We start from the raw sequence: 16361 nt of genomic DNA, 5'->3' as shown, positions 1-16361 counted from the left end.
CGACCGGCGTCTCCACCACCCAGCACACGAGGGAGAAGTAGGAGCCCGCGAGCACCACGGCAAGGGCCGCCAGCGGCACGCGGAACAGCATCAGCGCGGCCAGTGTCGTGACGACAGCGGTGATCAGGAGTGGCCCGTCCTCCATGTTGCCCCTGAGGTCGAGCAAATGGCGCAACTCATCGGGCCGTTGGAGCGTGCGCACCAGGATCACCGTCGACCAGAAGACAGCCACCCACACGCCTGGCGGCAGACGCTTGAGCAGGGGGGGCCGGGACGTGGCGGTCATGGATGGATCGTAAGCTCCGGGACTCACCGGCACATTGGCCCGCAGACGTAATCCCCCGGGATACAAACGCGTTCGCGGATTGTGGCCGCCGGCGCGATGTGGCCCGGACGCCGGAACAGCACCGTTGACACCGTGATTGAAGCCAAGCAACTGACCAAGCGTTACGGAGACATCGTCGCCGTCAACGACCTGACCTTCACGGTGCGGCCCGGCCAGGTCACCGGGTTCCTCGGCCCGAACGGCGCCGGCAAGTCCACCACGCTGCGGATGATCCTCGGCCTGAACGCTCCCACCAGCGGGTCCGTCACTGTCGACGGGGTCCCCTTTTCGAACCGCCCGCGCGGACTCCGCCACGTCGGCGCGCTGCTGGACGCCCAGGACGTCCACGGCGGACGTAGCGCGGCTGCGCACTTGTCCGCCCTGGCCCGCAGCAACCGCATCCCGCTGAGCCGTGTGGACAAGGTCCTCCACGAGGTCGGACTGGCCGGAGCAGCGCGGCGCCGCATCGGCGGCTTCTCCCTCGGCATGAAGCAGCGACTCGGCATCGCGGGCGCCCTGCTCGGCGACCCCCCAGTACTTCTGTTCGACGAGCCGCTCAACGGCTTGGACCCCGAAGGCGTGCTGTGGGTGCGCGGCCTGTTCCGCCGCATGGCGTCCGAGGGCCGCACTGTCTTCGTCTCCAGCCACATGATGGCCGAGATGCAGCACACCGCCGACCAGCTCATCGTCATCGGTCAGGGCGAACTGATCGCCGACCAGAGCCTGGTGGACTTCTCGGCTCGCAGCACACACCTGAGCGTCACGGTGCATACGCCGGATCTCGCCGCGCTGGCGGCCGTACTGACCACCGAGGGCGCGTCGGTGCAGCAGGAGAATGACGAGGTGGGCAAGGTGACCGGGCTGAGCGCGGCCCGGATCGGCGAGCTCGCCCACCGGCACCGCATCGTGCTGCACGAACTCACCACTCAGACCTCCTCCTTGGAGGTGGCGTTCATGCAACTCACTGCCGACAGCGCCGAATACCTCGCAGGAGAATCCCGATGAGCACACTGACGTTGTCCGCCGGCAGGCCGCCCGCGCCCGGGGCCGAACTTCCGGCGCGGTTCGCGGACCTTCTCGCCGCCGAGTGGATCAAGCTCCGGTCGCTCCGGTCGACCTACTGGGTGCTTGTGCTCAGCGCGCTCGCAGCCATCGCGATCAATATCAACGCCGTCCACTCTGACTTCCCCTACATCGACCACCCTCATCCCGCGCAGCCCGGTTTCCTGCCCTACAAGTACGACCCGCTCTGGCACGGCCTCAACAGCATCGCCGCCTACCTCATGGCGCTGGCCGCGGCCAGTATCGGCGCCATCACGGTCTTCGGCGAGTACGCCACCGGAATGATCCGCACGACGCTCGCAGCCGTTCCCGACCGCCGTGCGATGGTGGCAGCCAAGGTGACCGTCGTCTCGGCGGTCACACTTGTTCTTGGTGTCCTCGTCTCGACGACGTCGTTCTTCACCACCAACGCGATGTTGGCCTCGCGCCACGTCGGACTCTCGATCAACGACCCCGGCTGTCTGCGGGCTGTCGCCGCATACGCGTTGATCGTCCCTGTATGCGCGCTCATCGGTATGGCGTTCGGTGCCGTCCTCCGGCACGCTACGGCCTCGATCGTCGGGGTCGTGGGGCTGTTGTTCGTCGTGCCCCTGCTTTTCGGAGGCGACAGGTACAAGCTCCTGAGGCAGATCGGCAATTGCTTGCCCCTCGTCGCGGAGGGCCGGCTGACCGTGAACCCGAACTCCTACACCACCATGGGCAAGTACCCACCGTCGATCACCGGATCGTGGATCGTGCTCGGGGCCTGGGCGCTTGTCTCGGTGGTCGTCGCCGTCGTCGTCGTGCGGCGTCGAGACGTCTGAGCCGGCTCAGACCGGGCGGGCGAACCGGTGGCCCGTGATCCGGCAACCGGACTCCCGAATGTAGTGGGCATCGACACTGTCAGGATCGTCATCCCACGGCTCAAGGTCCCACTCATCGCCAAGAGTCGGCCGCATGCGCCACAACCTAGCCAGGGACGGGCCCGTGGAGACGACGTAAGACCCCGTCTCTAGGATGGACCGATGGCGTCGATCAAGCAGTTCCAAATCACCTTCGACTGCGCAGAACCTGAGCGCGTCGCTCGTTTCTGGTGCGAGGTGTTGGGGTACGTCGTACCGCCGCCACCGCAGGGGTTTGCTACTTGGGACGATTTCGATCGCGCACTGCCGCCTGAGCGTCAGGGTTCGGCGTCCGCATGCATTGATCCCTCAGGTGTGGGCCCGCGACTGTTCTTCCAGCGCGTTCCCGAAGGGAAGGTCGTCAAGAATCGGCTGCATCTTGACGTGCGGGTCGGCATCGGGCTCGTGGGTGAAGAGCGCCTGGCCGCACTTGAGGCCGAGTGCGCACGACTGGTCGCGCTCGGCGCGGTACGCGTGCGACTACTGCTTGCCGATGGATTCGACGAGTCGTGCCTCGTGATGCAGGACATCGAGGGCAACGAGTTCTGTCTCGACTGAGTGGCCGCGAACGTGGCACCTTCGCGAGTCGACTGGTGCAGTTCGCCATCGCGAGGGTCGCCGTCCCGTCGATCAGTTCGCGCCTGAGTTCGGCTGTGATCTCGTGCGGGTGGACGATTTGGTGGAAGGCAGGAGCGACCCGGAAGTCCGGCGAAAGCAGAATCGGGTCCCCCACATGAACCCCAGCACGCTCCTCACGTGCCGCGAGATCCCCCCACCCCGCCAAAGCGGGCACCAGCTCGGATTCCACACAGCGGCGCTGCGGCACCCAGTACGTACGCCATCCAGTCACGAACCCACCCTTGCTCGATCCGCTTCAACACGCAGACCTAACAGGGAAGAAGGCCATGGGCACGATCCGGCCAGGCCGCGCGGTCACGGCCGGACGGACTCCCTGCCGGCCGCGCCCGACGGGGACCTCGGCCGGGTCGTCGTCAGCCCCACTTCGGGAAATGTCCATACGGTCGAGGAACGACTACGCGGGCTGGTCAGGGACCGCTTCGCTCACTTGGGGCAGATCTCCTTGCTCCAGGGGCTCATGGCTGACACCGTCCGCTTACCGTCGCGCAGCACTGGATTGGGCCCGGCGTCGGACGCCGCCGACCCCGTACCACCAGAGCGATGGTGCGGGGCATCGGAGCGTCCAGGGACGCGGCCCGGTCAGGCCACCGGGTGTGGTGCGGGGCGGGAGTGACCTGCCATCAGGTGTTCGATGAGCGCGAGCAGCACATCGCGGGCCGCCGACCGGTCGCGGGCGTCGCAGAGCACCAGCGGCACCTGCGGATCGAGATCGAGTGCCGCGCGGATCTCCTCCTGTGTCCGGTCCCTGACACCGTGGAAGCAGTTGACGCCGACGACGAAGGGGATACCGCGGCTTTCGAAGAAGTCGATCGACGCGAAGCTCACATCCAGTCGGCGGGTGTCGACCAGGACGACCGCGCCCATCGCCCCGTTGACGAGGTCGTTCCACATGAACCAGAAGCGTTCCTGCCCGGGGGTGCCGAACAGGTAGACGACGAGTTCGCTGCTGATGGTGATGCGCCCGAAGTCCAGTGCGACGGTGGTGGTGGACTTGCCGCTCACCCCCTCCAGATCGTCCACGCCGACGCTGGCACGGGTCAGGTACTCCTCGGTGCGCAGTGGGGCGACTTCGCTCAACGTGCCGACCAGGGTCGTCTTTCCGACGCCGAAACCACCGGCGATCAGGATCTTGACTGCCAGGGGAGCAGTGTCCCCGTGGTCAGAGCTTGCGTAGCCCATCCCTCACCGCCTCAAGGATTGTCATGTCGGGGATGCCGCCTGCCTGTGCGAAGGCCAGCGGTGGCCGGGCCCGCACCTGGCCGGCCTCGATCAGATCGCCGATGAGGATCTTGGTCACTGTCACCGGGAGGTCCAGCGCGGAGGCGACTTCGGCCACCGCCATGGGCCCCTTGCACAGAGCGAGGATGGTGCGGTGTTCCGGCTGCATTCTCCGCAGGCCGTGTCCGGCCTCCGAAGAGACCTCGGGAATCGCCGTCACCAGGGTGATGAGCGTCAGGTCGTCCCGCTCGGGGGTGGTTCGTCCGCTGGTGATCGTGTAGGGACGGACCAGGGGCTCGTCGGCGTCATCGTCGTCGAAGCCCTCCGTCCAGTGCTTCATCCGTGTCTCCCCGCGTCATCGGCCTGCGGGGTGCTGCGCGCGTCGGTTCCCAGCTTCTGGCCGACCTGCTGGACCAGGGTGTGCATTGCGACGGCCATCAGTTCGGCGTCGACCTCCTGGGAGGCGACCACGGCCAGATGGGTGCCGCGGCCCGCCGCGGTGATGAACAGCCACAGGTCGGCCATCTCGACGATGACCTGGTGGACCGGTCCGCCGCTGAAGAGCTGTCCGACACCGCGGGCCAGGCTCTGCTGGCCGGTGGCGATCGCGGCGAGGCGTTCGGCGTCCGAGCGTTCGATGGTCTGGGACCGGCTGATCACCAGGCCGTCGTCTGACAGGACGATGGCGTGCCGGGCGCCCGCGACCTGGTCGACCAGGCCGTCCAGGAGCCAGTCCAGGTCTGCGTTGGTGGCGGTGGTTGGCTGCGTCATCCTCGGTCCTCCGTCGTGCGGGAACTGGGCTCGGGGGATCCGTTCGCCGGGGGCTGGAAGGCGTCGTCGACGGGCCGGGTCCTGCGGGACTGTCTCTGGAACGCGCCGATCGTGGCACCGGATCGGCTGGGCAGATCGCGTACGGCCCAGGTCTCCTGGTCGGTCTGTTCACCGGAGTCCGCCGGGGCCCTGAGCTCGGTGACCAGGCTGGCCTGGCGCACCCGCTGGGGCAGTGGCTGGGAATCGGACGATGCGGCCGCGTCACTCCGATCCGGTGATCCGGCGGGTGCTGTTACGTCGGCCATCGCGCGTCCCCGGGAGCGGGTCGGCAACTGCCCGTCCTCGTGGGGCGGGCGGGGACCGTCCGTACCGTCCAGCGGGTGGGGCTGCGGACCGGCGGGGTCCCGGGGGACCTCCTCGGGGAGCGCGGCCGGCCCGGGTACCGGGCGGGGGCGGTCCACCACCAGCGGTTCCGGGAGCAGCACGATGACACGGGTGCCGCCGAAGGCCGATGGCCGCAGTTCCACCCGGAGGCCCAGGCTCGCGGAGAGCCGGGCGACCACGTACAGGCCGAGGCGTACATCGTCGGCGTGGGTCATCACATCGAGCTGCGGCGGCGACTGCATCAGGGCGTTGGCGGCGGCGTACTGCTCGGGTTCCATGCCCAGGCCGCGGTCCTCGATCTCCACGGCGAAGCCCCGGCTGACCATCGCGGCCCGCACTTCGACGGGGGTCGGCGGCTTGGAGAAGGCGGCGGCGTTCTCCATCAGTTCCGCCAGGATGTGGACCAGCGGTCCCACCGCGCGCTCGGTCACCCAGGGCTCGTCCTCGACCTCGATCGAGATCCGGCGGTAGTCCTGGACCTCGCCCTGCGCGGCGCGCAGCACATCGAGCAGGCGTACCGGTTTGCGCCAGCGGCGCTGCGGCTGGCCGCCGCCGAGGATCACCAGGTTTTCCTCGTAGCGGCGCAGCCGGGCGGTGAGATGGTCCAGGTCGAACAGGCCCTCCAGCACCTCGGGGTCCTCGTGCTTGCGTTCCAGCTCGTCCAGCTTCTTCAGCTGGAGACCGATGAGGATCTGGGTACGGCGGGCGATGCGCTGGAGCAGGCGTTCGAAGCCACGGTGTTGTTCGGCCTGCCGCACGGCGGTGAAGACGGCGCTGCGGCTGGCCAGGTTGAGGGCATGCCCGAGCTCGCCGAGTTCGTCGGGGGTGGGCTCGACCAGGCGTACTTCCGCGTCCACGTCGACGTCCTCGCCGCGCTCCAGCCGGGCGACCACATCGGGCAGCCGCTCCTGGAGTTTCTGGGCATCCTCGCGCAGGTCGAGGATGCGCCGGCGGAGAATGGCGGTGAGGCGCCAGCTGGTGACGATGACCAGGCCCACGGCGAGCAGGCCCACGGCGCTGACGCTGATGAGGAACACGAAGAGCCGGTCCACGTTGCTGGTGCCGGTCTTGACGACCTTGTCGATCCGGAGTTGGACAAGCTGCAGCAGCTGCTGGGTGACCGTGTCCACCGAGGAGCGCCACTCGGCGCGGACCTGATGGTCTGCCACCTCGTTGCTTCCGTTGCTGCTCCTGTCGGTGACCAGCCGCTGCTCCAGAGCGACCTTGGACTGCCACGCCTTACTGGTCGTCAGCCTTGCGTACAGGTCGCTCTCATTGCCGGTGAGGTTGGCGGCCACCCGGGACTGCGTGAGGTACTCCTGGGTGCCGACGGCGTCGAGGAGAAGGTCGTACGTGTTGCTCGTCAGATGCCCCGCTTGCCGGCCACGGGCCAGAAGGGCGTCTTCGCGGCCGATCATGTCGATGCCGCCGAAAAGGTCGACCAGTGTCTCCGCGAGACCGGTCACTTCGCCGTTGGCGCCGCGGCTGAGTGCGGAGAACACACTGAGGTTCGACTGAAGGGCGCCGCTGTAGTAGTCGAACGCCTTCTGCTCGCTGGACGAACCGGCGTCCACCGCGCGGCGCTGCTGGGCGAGGGGGCCGAGGCTGCGTTCGGTCCCGGCGATGGCGTTGGCGAGCCCGGTCTGTCCGTTGGCGGTGTTCAGGGTTGCCAGCGACCGGAAGGCGCTCACAGCCCGGTCGGTCACCGCGCGCTGCTTGGCAAGCTTTTCGCGGGAGGGGGTGCCGGGGTCGGCCAGTGCCTCTGCGGTGAGCCGTCGCTCCTGCTCAAGGCCCGAGAACAGAAAGCCCGCGGGTATGCCGACGATCTCGCCCAGATCCCGCTGGACCTTCTCCTTCTGCCACTGGGTGGCCAGTTGATAGGTGCCCAGACCCCACAGCGCGGTCAGAGCCACACTCGGTACGAGTACGACGATGATCAGCGCGGTACGCAGCGGCAGTCGGCGGGCGCCGACCGGTATCCGCGGCCGGCCGCTGGCTGTCCCCGGTGAGCCCCCGTCGCGTACGGCTGCCGTTCTTCGTCGGCCGATCCTGCCCCATCCAGTCACGTGCAGGACACTCTCCTCACCCATCACTCGCATCCATGACGAAAAATCGCCAAAGGGCGGCGATTGGTGGCTTGATAGTAGCCATACGACAATTGTGGTCGAGAGTCCCCCCCGTTTCGCCCGGCTGTGGGGTGCTTTCGTAAGTCACGGTCCAACGGGCGGCCCTGGCGGAGTTCTTCGGCCGGTTCGTGCGCGGAGGGTCAGAGCAGCGTCAGCTGGGTGGGCCCGGGGTCCGGGTCCGGGACTGCCGGCGCCGGAGGTCCGAGGCGGCGGGCCATGCCGGGGCGGGCGGGGCCGATACCGTACTCGGCGGCGAATTCGTGGACTTGGCGGGTGATGCGGCGCTGGTACCACTTGGGGGCGTAGGCCCCTTCCGCGTAGAGCGCCTTGTAGCGGCTGAGCAGGCGCGGGTGGTGCACGGAGAGCCAGGCGAGGTACCACTCGCGGGCGCCGGAGCGCAGATGGAGGACGAGGGGAGTGACGGAGGTGGCGCCGGCCTCGGCGATGGCTCGGACAGTCGCGCGCAGCTGGTCGGGGGAGTCGCTGAGGTAGGGGAGGACAGGGGCCATCAGGACGCCGCAGGGGATGCGGCGTTCATTGAGCCGGCGGCAGACCTCCAGGCGCATGGCGGGGGAGGGGGTGCCGGGTTCGACGGTGCGCCACAGGCTGCGGTCGAGAAACCCGACGGAGACGGCGGTGGCGACTTCCGTGACCCGCGCGGCCTGTTCGAGCAGCTCGATGTCGCGGAGGATCAGCGAGCCCTTGGTGAGGATGGAGAACGGGTTGGCCTGGTCGCGCAGGGCGGTGAGGATGCCGGGCATGAGCCGGTAGCGGCCCTCCGCGCGCTGGTAGCAGTCGACATTGGTGCCCATGGCGATGTGCTCGCCGTGCCACTTGGGCGTGGCGAGTTCGCGGCGCAGCAGCTCGGGCGCGTTGACCTTGACGATGATCTGGGAGTCGAAGTCCAGCCCGGCGTCGAGGTCGAGATAGGTGTGCGTCTTGCGTGCGAAGCAGTACACGCAGGCGTGACTGCACCCCCGGTAGGGGTTCACGGTCCATTCGAACGGCATCCGGGAGGCACCCGGTACGCGGTTGACGATGGACCGGGCCCGCACCTCATGGAAGGTGATGCCGCGGAACTCGGGCGTGTCGAAGGTCCGTGTCACTACGTCCGTGCCGAAGAGCGCGGGCGCGCTCGGGCCCCCGTCGAGGGCCAGGTTGTCCCACCTCATGCCGCCTCCTTCGTCGCTCTCAGAACACCACAATAGAACACCTGACCGAATAGCGTCGAGCGGGTGCCCCGGTTTTGGCCCCGGGCTCCCGCGGTGGTTGGCTTTCCGCACACATCCGGGCAGGCAGCAGGCATCCGGGCAGCACTGGAGGACAGTCAGATGGCACAGGTCGAGGCGACGACAGAGCGAGTGGTCCAAGCCGCCCCCGAGCGGGTCTTCGCGGCGCTGGCGGACTACACCGGGACCCGTGGGAGGCTGCTCACCGAGCAGTTCAGCGAGTACCAGGTCCAGGAGGGCGGCAGTGGCGCCGGCACCCTTGTGCACTGGAAGCTGCAGGCCACCGAGAAGCGCATCCGCGACATCCTCTTCGCGGTGACCGAGCCGACCGCCGGGCAGCTGGTCGAGACCGACCGCAACTCCTCCATGGTGACCACCTGGACGGTGACTCCGGCCGGCGAGGGCCGGGCCAAGGTTGTCACCTCGACCACCTGGACGGGCGCGGGCGGCATCGGCGGCTTCTTCGAGCGCACCTTCGCGCCGAAGGGACTGAACCGGATCTACGACGCGGTCCTCGCCAAGCTCGCCGCCGAGGTGGAGAACTAGGAGGGGGAGAAGTAGTAGGGGCAGGCTCAAGGCGTCGGCGCAGGGCGTGGGCCGCGATGGGATGGCCGCTCTGCCGTTCACCTGGACGGGTGGTTCTGCTTCGCGCAAACCTGACCAATAGCGCACGTCAGGCCGGGATTCCAGCGTTCTCCGAAGGTTCATCGTACTTGCTCATAGATGTCGGCCGATGCGAGAAATGGGCGGCGCAGGCGCGACTAGGGGAGCGGATACGTGGGCAGTACCATGCTGGCAAGCCAGGCCGAACGGACGGAAGCGGCGCCGGGGTCCCAGGGGGCGGTCCCCGCGCCGTGCGCCGGGGACCCCGCGGATCTTCCCGAGGAGCCACCCGGGCCGGTCGACAGCACCGGGACCTCGGCCGCCGCACTCACCCCGCGCAGGGTCCGCCTCATCTTCCTCGGGCTGATGCTCACCCTGCTGCTCGCCGCGCTCGACCAGATGATCGTGGCGACGGCCCTGCCGAAGATCGTCGGCGAGCTGCACGGCCTGGACAGGATGTCCTGGGCGGTCACCGCCTACCTCCTGGCGTCCACCATCGGACTGCCGGTCTACGGCAAGCTCGGTGACCTCTTCGGCCGCAAGAGCGTCTTCCAGTTCGCCATCGTGGTCTTCGTCATCGGCTCCGCACTGGCCGGCTGGTCCCGCACGATGAACGAGCTCATCGTCTTCCGCGCGGTCCAGGGCATCGGCGGCGGCGGGCTCATGATCGGCGTGCAGGCGATCATCGCGGACATCGTGCCGCCCCGGCAGCGCGGCCGCTACATGGGGCTGATCGGTGCCGCTTTCGGCCTCGCTTCGGTGGCCGGGCCGCTCCTGGGCGGGTACTTCACCGACCACGCCTCCTGGCGCTGGTGCTTCTACATCAACGTGCCTTTCGGGCTGCTGACGCTCGCGGTCATCACCGTCGTGCTGCGGCTGCCCAAGCCCGCCGGCAAGCCCAGGCTGGACATCCTCGGTGCGCTGCTGCTCGCCGCCGGGTCCACCTGCCTGGTGCTGCTGACCAGCTGGGGCGGCACCACGTACGCCTGGCGCTCGCACGTCATCGTCGGGCTCGGGGCGGGCGCGCTCGCCTGTGCGCTGCTGTTCCCGCTCGTGGAGCGGTTCGCCGCCGACCCCATCCTTCCCCTGCGGCTGTTCCGTGACTCCGTCTTCAACGTCACCTCGCTGGTCAGCGTCGTCACCGGCGTCGCCCTGTTCGGCGCGGCCAGCTATCTGCCGACCTTTCTGCAGATGGTCGACGGCGCCACCGCCACCGAGTCCGGGCTGCTGATGCTGCCCATGATGCTCGGCGTCGTCATCGCCTCCATCGCCTCCGGCCAGCTGATCAGCCGGACCGGCCGCTACAAGCCGTACCCCGTGCTCGGCGGGGCCCTGTCGGCGGCCGGCATGTGGCTGCTGTCCAGACTGGAGACCGACACCCCCCGCGCCGAGTACAGCGTCTATATGGCGGTGCTGGGGCTCGGTATCGGGCTCGTCCTGCCCGTGCTGACCCTCGCCGTGCAGAACTCGGTGCACCCCACCGACCTGGGCGCGGCCACCAGCGCCAACAACTACTTCCGGCAGATCGGCGGCTCGGTCGGCGCGGCGGTCTTCGGCACGCTCTTCGCCGAACGGCTCGCCGCCGGGCTCGCCATCCGGCTCCCCAAGGGGGCCGGGCTCCCGGACGCCGAATCGATCACCCCGCAGCTGGTGCACGCCATGCCCGCGCCGCTACGCGACGCATATGTGCGGGCCTACGCCGACGCCATGCCGCGAATTTTCCTCTACCTCGTGCCGGTGCTGGTCGTCGGCCTCCTGCTCGCCCTCCTCCTCAAGGAGAAACCCCTTGTGACCCAGTACGGCCCCGGCCCGGGCTCCGGCCCCGAGCCTGTCATCCCCGCCGCGCGCACCGCCGACCACGCCCGCGTGGGAGTCCCGGTCTGCGGCACGGTCCAGCACTCCGACGGCACCACCGTCGGCCGGGCGGCCCTCACCCTCATCGATGTCACCGGCCGCCAGATCGGGCGCGGGGCCACCAGCGAGGACGGCCGGTACGCCCTGAGCACCCCGGGCAGCGGCAGCTATGTCCTGATCGCCGCCGCAGGCGGCCACCAGCCACAGGCCGTCAGCGTCACCGTCGGCGAGCGGCCCGTGGAACTGGACGTCGTCCTCGGCGGCGCCGGGCGGCTCGCCGGAACGGTGCGCACGGCCGACGGCACTCCCGTGCGCGACGCCATCGTCACTCTCACCGACGTACGGGGAGATGTCGTCGGCAGCACACGCAGCGGGCGCGAGGGCGGCTACGTTCTGAGCGAGCTCGTCGCCGGCGAGTACACCCTGGCCGCGAGCGCCCCCGTCTACCGTCCGGCCGCACTGCCCGTCTCCGTACAGGCGTCGCGCGAGACCCGGCAGGACGTCGAGCTCGCGGGCGGGGCGGTCCTGCGCGGCACCGTACGCGCCCCGGGCGGCCGCCTGGTCGAGGAGGCGCGCGTCACGCTGCTCGACGCGGCCGGCAATGTCGTGGACTCGGTGATCACCGCCGCGGACGGGATCTTCCGCTTCGTCGACCTCGCGGCCGGCGAGTACACCGTCATCGCCGCCGGCTACCCGCCGGTGGCCACGGTGTTGCAGGTCGCCGGCGGCGGCCGGACGGAGCGGGACCTGCAACTGGGACACGAGGACTGAACCTCATCCCCCGGGCGGGGGCGACGGCGGCGTCGGGGGCTTCGGACGGGCTTGGTTGTCAAGCCCGTCCGAAGAGGACTACTTCTCCGGCTTCTGGCACGGGGTCCCGCGCGTCAGCGAATACCGCGCGCCTATCTTGTAGGTGCCGGGCGTCGGCACGTAGAGCCGGGTCCACTCGCCGTCCTTGGCGAGACAGCCGTGGAGGTCGTCCAGGGCGCCGTCTATGCCGAGCCATGGGGACCACGGGACGCGCAGCAGCACACTGCCGGCCTTCGGCACCTTCACCGTCAGATCGGCGGGGCCGGCGAGGGTGACGGTGGCCGGCGGATCGACGAGGGGCTGCGTGCCGGAGACGCGGTAGAGGCGCCAGTGCGAGTCCTGCCAGACGGGCTTCAGCCAGGAGTTGCCGCTGGCGACGATCTTGGCTTCGGCGACGCCCGCGGTGTCGGGCTTGTCGGCGGGAAGCACCACATATGCGACGCCCCAGTTGCGGAGCCACGCGATGTACGAGGCCGGGGTCAGAGTGCCGTTGTAGAAGAGCGGATTGCGCTCGACGTCGGCCTGCCGGTTCCAGCCGCGCGCGAGATTCACATGCGGGGCGAGGCCTGAGGCCTCCCAGTGCGAACGCATGGGGACGACCTCGACCCTGCTCCGGTCGGCGCCCACCCGCAGCAGCTCGTCGATGAGCGGCTGGGCATGCTCGACGGTGGCCGTCGCCGGAGCGGTGGTGACGAAGTCGGCCACCGGTTTGATGATCGTCCAGAGGGCGACGCCGGAAAACGCCATATACGCTGCGACAACTTTCTGGCCGCTGAGCTTGCGGGCCTGGGCGGCCGCGAGCAGCACCACGCCGCCGAGCAGCAGCGCGAGCCGCTCCACATTGCTGCCGATCGGGGACGGGATCACCCAGCAGAGCGCTATCCCAACGGCGTAGACCCACGAACCGGCCCGCACCGTCCGCCACCGGCGGGGCACCAGGACGGCCACCAGCACGGCCGTCACGAACGGCAGCGAGGCGGAGTACCAGGCAAAGGGCTGCACTCCGTAGAACGGGAACAGCAGCGATGTCGTCCCGATCACCAACGGTGGACCGGCGGCCAGGACGTACGCGTCCTTGCGGCGCCCGTTGAGGAACAGCGCAGCCGCGAGCACCTCCACGAATAGCCCGGCCACCGGGCTGCACATCGTCGCCAGCGCACCCAGTGCCGAGGCGGTGACGACCCGCTGCAGGCGTACCTTGCCGCCGTCGCCCAGCAGGAGGGCGGCCGAAAGCAGGGCGAAGAGCATGCCCAAGGCGAAGGTGACCCGGCCGGACGCGATATCGCACCACATGGCGAAGGCCGCCCAGAGCGCGGGCAGCATCGGCCGGCGGATGCCGGAGCGGACCAGCAGCCACGCGGCGAGGGTCGCGGAGAGCGTGCCGGAGATGACCGCGGTCGTCCGGACGCCCAGCAGGCCCATCACATAAGGCGAGAGGACGCTGTAGTTGGCCGGGTGCATGCCGCCGTACCAGGACAGGTTGTACGCGGAGTCGGGGTGCTTGAGGACGAAGTCGGTCCACGCGTACTGCGCGGCGAGGTCTCCGGCATCGCTCGCCATGAACAGCGCCCACAGCACGTGCAGCACTGCGGCCAGCACGGTCGCGGCCACCACGGGGTGGCGCAGGCGGAAATCGGGGCGTAGCGCAGCGGCGGGAAGTACCGCCTCCACTGTGGTCATACTGCCTCTTCAGGTCCGAGTGTCTCGAACCCGCACCTTCGGATCTGGAGTTCGATCAGCCTTGGGGACGCTAACACGCGTCCCTAAGGTTGCCTCCGCGCGGGCATACGCCGGTTTCGGCCATTGGCCTCCGCCGCCGGCCACCCCGGCCGTACGGTGGTAGCCGAGCCATCAAATCCTACGCGGGGCCGATCACCCGGCGGCGGATCAGTGGTTCGTAGGGGAAGGAGCCGAGGCGCCATGGACCGTCGCAATGCGTCGGGGGTGTCCGGGCGCATGCCGCTCGCCGTCGCGGTCGTGGACGACGGGGGTCTGGTGTCGCACTGGAGCACAGGGGCGCGCCGGCTGTTCGGCCGCGCCAGGGAGGAAGCGGTGGGCCTGCCCGCCGCCGATCTGCTGCCGGTGACCGGGGCGTTGCGGAAAGAGCAGCCGACAGGGGCGGCCTACGACCCCGGCCAGGGCCTCGGGCCCGACCTGGACGCCTCGCTCAGCGGGGAGACCTCCTACCCGACGGCGGGCCGCGCCCGGCTGAACGACCGCCGCGACCAGCGCCCGGTGGATGTGCTGTGGTGGGCGTACCCGCTGGTCGGACCGGGGTCCGAGCGTCTGCTGGTGCTCGCCGCCGACGCGGCTCAGCTGCAGAGCCCGCCGCCCGGGCCGGACGAGGAGGACCGCACCGAGGAGTTCGAACGGCTCGCGCCGGGCTTCGCCCTGCACACCGAGTTCCCCGGCGCCGACCAGCTCGCAAAGCGGCTGCCGGAGATCCTGCCCAGCATGAGCGTCGGCGAGAGCCGCCGGATCGTCTCCCAGGTGCTCGAACTCGGCTACCCGGTGCTGGAGATCAGCCAGCACGACCGGGTGCCCGTCACCCCGGACTGGGGCGTGCCCAGGAGGGCCGAGCGCCATGCCCGCCGACTGCGCGCCGCCGAGGCGGCCGCCGCCGGCCCGCGGGCCCCCCTGCCCACGGATCCGGAACCCGACCTGGCGCCGGACCTCGAGTACGCCGCGGTGCGCGAGCACCTGGAGTTCCTCAACGAGGTCAGTGGCCGGATCGGCTCCTCCCTGGACCTGGCGGCGACGATCCAGGAGGTCAGCGCAGCCGTGGTGCCGCGCTTCACCGATGTCGCGGGCACCTATCTGCGCGAGGCTGTGCTGGCGGGCGAGGGCTTCCCGGACGGCCCGCCGGACGTCGTCACCACCATGTGGTACCGGGTGGCCCTGGAACATACCGACGAGCCGGGCCGCTGGGACGATGTGGTGCCGGTCGGCGAGTCCATGCCCTTCCCGGAGCACACCCCGTTCTTCCAGTGCATGACCAGCGGGCAGCCGGTGCTCGTACCCCGGATCACCGAGCCGATGGGCGACGCGATCGCCTCGCAGTTCGAGAAGCGCGACATCCGGCCGCTGATCACCGGCCGGTCGATGCTCGTCGTACCGCTGAAGGCGCGCAATGTGGTGCTGGGCTTCATGATCCTGCTGCGCCACGCCGAGCGGCCGGTGTTCAACGACATGGACCGGGTGACCGGCGCCGAACTCGCCGCCCGTGCCGGGCTCGTCCTCGACAACGCCCGTATGTACACGTACCAGGAAAATGTCGCGGACACCTTGCAGGACAGCATGCTGCCGCAGATCACCCCGCGCATGCCGGGGTGCGACGTGGCCACCCGCTATCTGCCGGGCACCCGCCTCGGCCGGGTCGGCGGTGACTGGTTCGACACCATAAAGCTGCCGGGCTCAAGGCTGGCGCTGGTTGTCGGTGACGTCATGGGCCACGGCCTCAACTCGGCCGCCATGATGGGCCAGCTGCGTACCGCCGTACAGACCATGGCCGCCCTCGACATGGCCCCTGACCAGCTGCTGCGCAATCTCGACGACCTGGCGCAGCGGCTCGGCGAGCACTACCTGGCGACGTGCCTGTACGCGGTCTACGACCCGATCCGGTCCGAGCTGCTCATCACCAACGCCGGGCACATCCCGCCGGTCGTCGTCCGGGCCGAGGACGGCCGCAGCGAGCTGCTCCGGGTGCCGACCGGTGCGCCGATCGGGGTCGGCGGCGTGCCGTTCGAGACGGTGCGGGTGCCGGTGGCACCCGGCGACCGGCTGGTGCTCTGCACGGACGGCCTGGTCGAGGTGCGGGGGCAGGACATCGGCACGGGGCTCGCGGCGCTCTGCGAGAGCGCCGCGCATCCGGCGGCGTCGATGGACGACGCGTGCGACACCATCATCCGGGCGCTGAACCCGCCCGGCGGCCGCAAGGACGACGTGGCGCTGCTGATGGCCCGGCTCAACGGCATTCCGCGCGAGGACGTGGCCTCCTGGCAGCTCGCGCTCCACCCGCGCGAAGCGGCCCGGGCGAGGGGGCTGACCCGCGACACACTCATCGGCTGGGGCCTGGAGGAAGCGGCGGAGACGGCCGCGCTGCTGGTCGGCGAGATCGTCACCAATGCCGTACGGCATGCCCACAGCCGCCATGTCGAGCTGCGGCTGGTCCGGGCCGACGCACTGCTGTGCGAGGTCACGGACGACAATCACGCGATGCCGGCCCTGCTGAGCGCCGGGCCGGACGACGAGTACGGGCGCGGGCTCCGGATCGTCAGCCGGCTGGCGAAGAGGTGGGGCGCGAGCCGCAACTCGGGGGGCAAAACTGTCTGGTTCGAGCAGACTCTGCCCTGGCGGCGGGGGCGCGGCCAGGTCCTGTCCGGGCGCTGCGGCTGATTTGCCGGGGTCGAACGCAAGGTCAAGGATTGATCAGCGTCCTCGTCGGCGTTCTTGTTCTGCG

The 16361-nt window shown here is 69.6% G+C and carries 12 protein-coding genes; 6 read left to right on the top strand and 6 right to left on the bottom strand.

The window, feature by feature from the left end:
• Nucleotides 1-418 precede the first annotated feature (418 nt).
• From FCI23_RS08025 to FCI23_RS08015, 3 genes are all read left to right on the top strand, one after another.
• The gene (locus tag FCI23_RS08025; protein WP_246143486.1) at nucleotides 419-1330 is read left to right on the top strand and encodes an ATP-binding cassette domain-containing protein; all 912 of its coding nucleotides are present in this window, start codon (nucleotides 419-421) and stop codon (nucleotides 1328-1330) included.
• Nucleotides 1327-2190 (top strand): ABC transporter permease subunit, encoded by an 864-nt coding sequence (locus FCI23_RS08020; RefSeq protein ID WP_136722753.1) that lies wholly within the window; start codon nucleotides 1327-1329, stop codon nucleotides 2188-2190. The genes FCI23_RS08025 and FCI23_RS08020 overlap by 4 nt, the downstream gene beginning before the upstream one ends.
• Nucleotides 2191-2391: 201 nt before the next feature.
• Nucleotides 2392-2826: a VOC family protein gene (locus FCI23_RS08015; RefSeq protein ID WP_136722752.1), complete on the top strand. Its 435-nt coding sequence runs from the start codon at nucleotides 2392-2394 to the stop codon at nucleotides 2824-2826.
• 660 nt (nucleotides 2827-3486) lie between these two features.
• Here FCI23_RS08015 and FCI23_RS08010 read toward each other — a convergent pair.
• The 5 genes from FCI23_RS08010 to FCI23_RS07990 form a co-directional block, all read right to left on the bottom strand.
• Nucleotides 3487-4086, bottom strand: coding sequence for a GTP-binding protein (locus FCI23_RS08010; RefSeq protein WP_136722751.1), 600 nt, complete (start codon nucleotides 4084-4086; stop codon nucleotides 3487-3489).
• On the bottom strand, nucleotides 4067-4465 hold the full coding sequence (locus tag FCI23_RS08005) for a DUF742 domain-containing protein (RefSeq protein ID WP_136722750.1): 399 nt from the start codon (nucleotides 4463-4465) through the stop codon (nucleotides 4067-4069). The genes FCI23_RS08010 and FCI23_RS08005 overlap by 20 nt, the downstream gene beginning before the upstream one ends.
• Nucleotides 4462-4896 carry a roadblock/LC7 domain-containing protein gene (locus tag FCI23_RS08000; protein ID WP_136722749.1) on the bottom strand — a complete coding sequence of 145 codons (435 nt, stop codon included), beginning with the start codon at nucleotides 4894-4896 and terminating at the stop codon, nucleotides 4462-4464. Before FCI23_RS08000 ends, FCI23_RS08005 begins: the two co-directional genes overlap by 4 nt.
• Nucleotides 4893-7370, bottom strand: coding sequence for a sensor histidine kinase (locus tag FCI23_RS07995; protein ID WP_136722748.1), 2478 nt, complete (start codon nucleotides 7368-7370; stop codon nucleotides 4893-4895). Before FCI23_RS07995 ends, FCI23_RS08000 begins: the two co-directional genes overlap by 4 nt.
• Nucleotides 7371-7546: 176 nt before the next feature.
• Nucleotides 7547-8578, bottom strand: coding sequence for an Rv2578c family radical SAM protein (locus FCI23_RS07990; RefSeq protein ID WP_136722747.1), 1032 nt, complete (start codon nucleotides 8576-8578; stop codon nucleotides 7547-7549).
• A gap of 159 nt (nucleotides 8579-8737) precedes the next feature.
• Here FCI23_RS07990 and FCI23_RS07985 point away from each other — a divergent pair, with 159 nt between their 5' ends.
• Both FCI23_RS07985 and FCI23_RS07980 read left to right on the top strand, forming a co-directional pair.
• The gene (locus FCI23_RS07985; RefSeq protein ID WP_136722746.1) at nucleotides 8738-9181 is read left to right on the top strand and encodes an SRPBCC family protein; all 444 of its coding nucleotides are present in this window, start codon (nucleotides 8738-8740) and stop codon (nucleotides 9179-9181) included.
• A 243-nt stretch (nucleotides 9182-9424) separates the two neighbouring features.
• Complete coding sequence (locus FCI23_RS07980) at nucleotides 9425-11863, top strand: MFS transporter (protein WP_136722820.1); 2439 nt, start codon at nucleotides 9425-9427, stop codon at nucleotides 11861-11863.
• A 78-nt stretch (nucleotides 11864-11941) separates the two neighbouring features.
• Here FCI23_RS07980 and FCI23_RS07975 read toward each other — a convergent pair whose 3' ends face one another.
• Nucleotides 11942-13582, bottom strand: coding sequence for an MFS transporter (locus tag FCI23_RS07975; protein ID WP_136722745.1), 1641 nt, complete (start codon nucleotides 13580-13582; stop codon nucleotides 11942-11944).
• A gap of 240 nt (nucleotides 13583-13822) precedes the next feature.
• Between FCI23_RS07975 and FCI23_RS07970 the strand changes: the two genes are divergently transcribed.
• Nucleotides 13823-16297 carry an ATP-binding SpoIIE family protein phosphatase gene (locus FCI23_RS07970; RefSeq protein ID WP_136722744.1) on the top strand — a complete coding sequence of 825 codons (2475 nt, stop codon included), beginning with the start codon at nucleotides 13823-13825 and terminating at the stop codon, nucleotides 16295-16297.
• Nucleotides 16298-16361: the final 64 nt, after the last annotated feature.

Source organism: Actinacidiphila oryziradicis (assembly GCF_005047355.1).
GTDB lineage: Bacteria > Actinomycetota > Actinomycetes > Streptomycetales > Streptomycetaceae > Actinacidiphila > Actinacidiphila oryziradicis.
The sequence above is the reverse complement of the archived record's forward strand: the minus strand, read 5'-3'. Positions and strand labels throughout refer to the sequence as shown.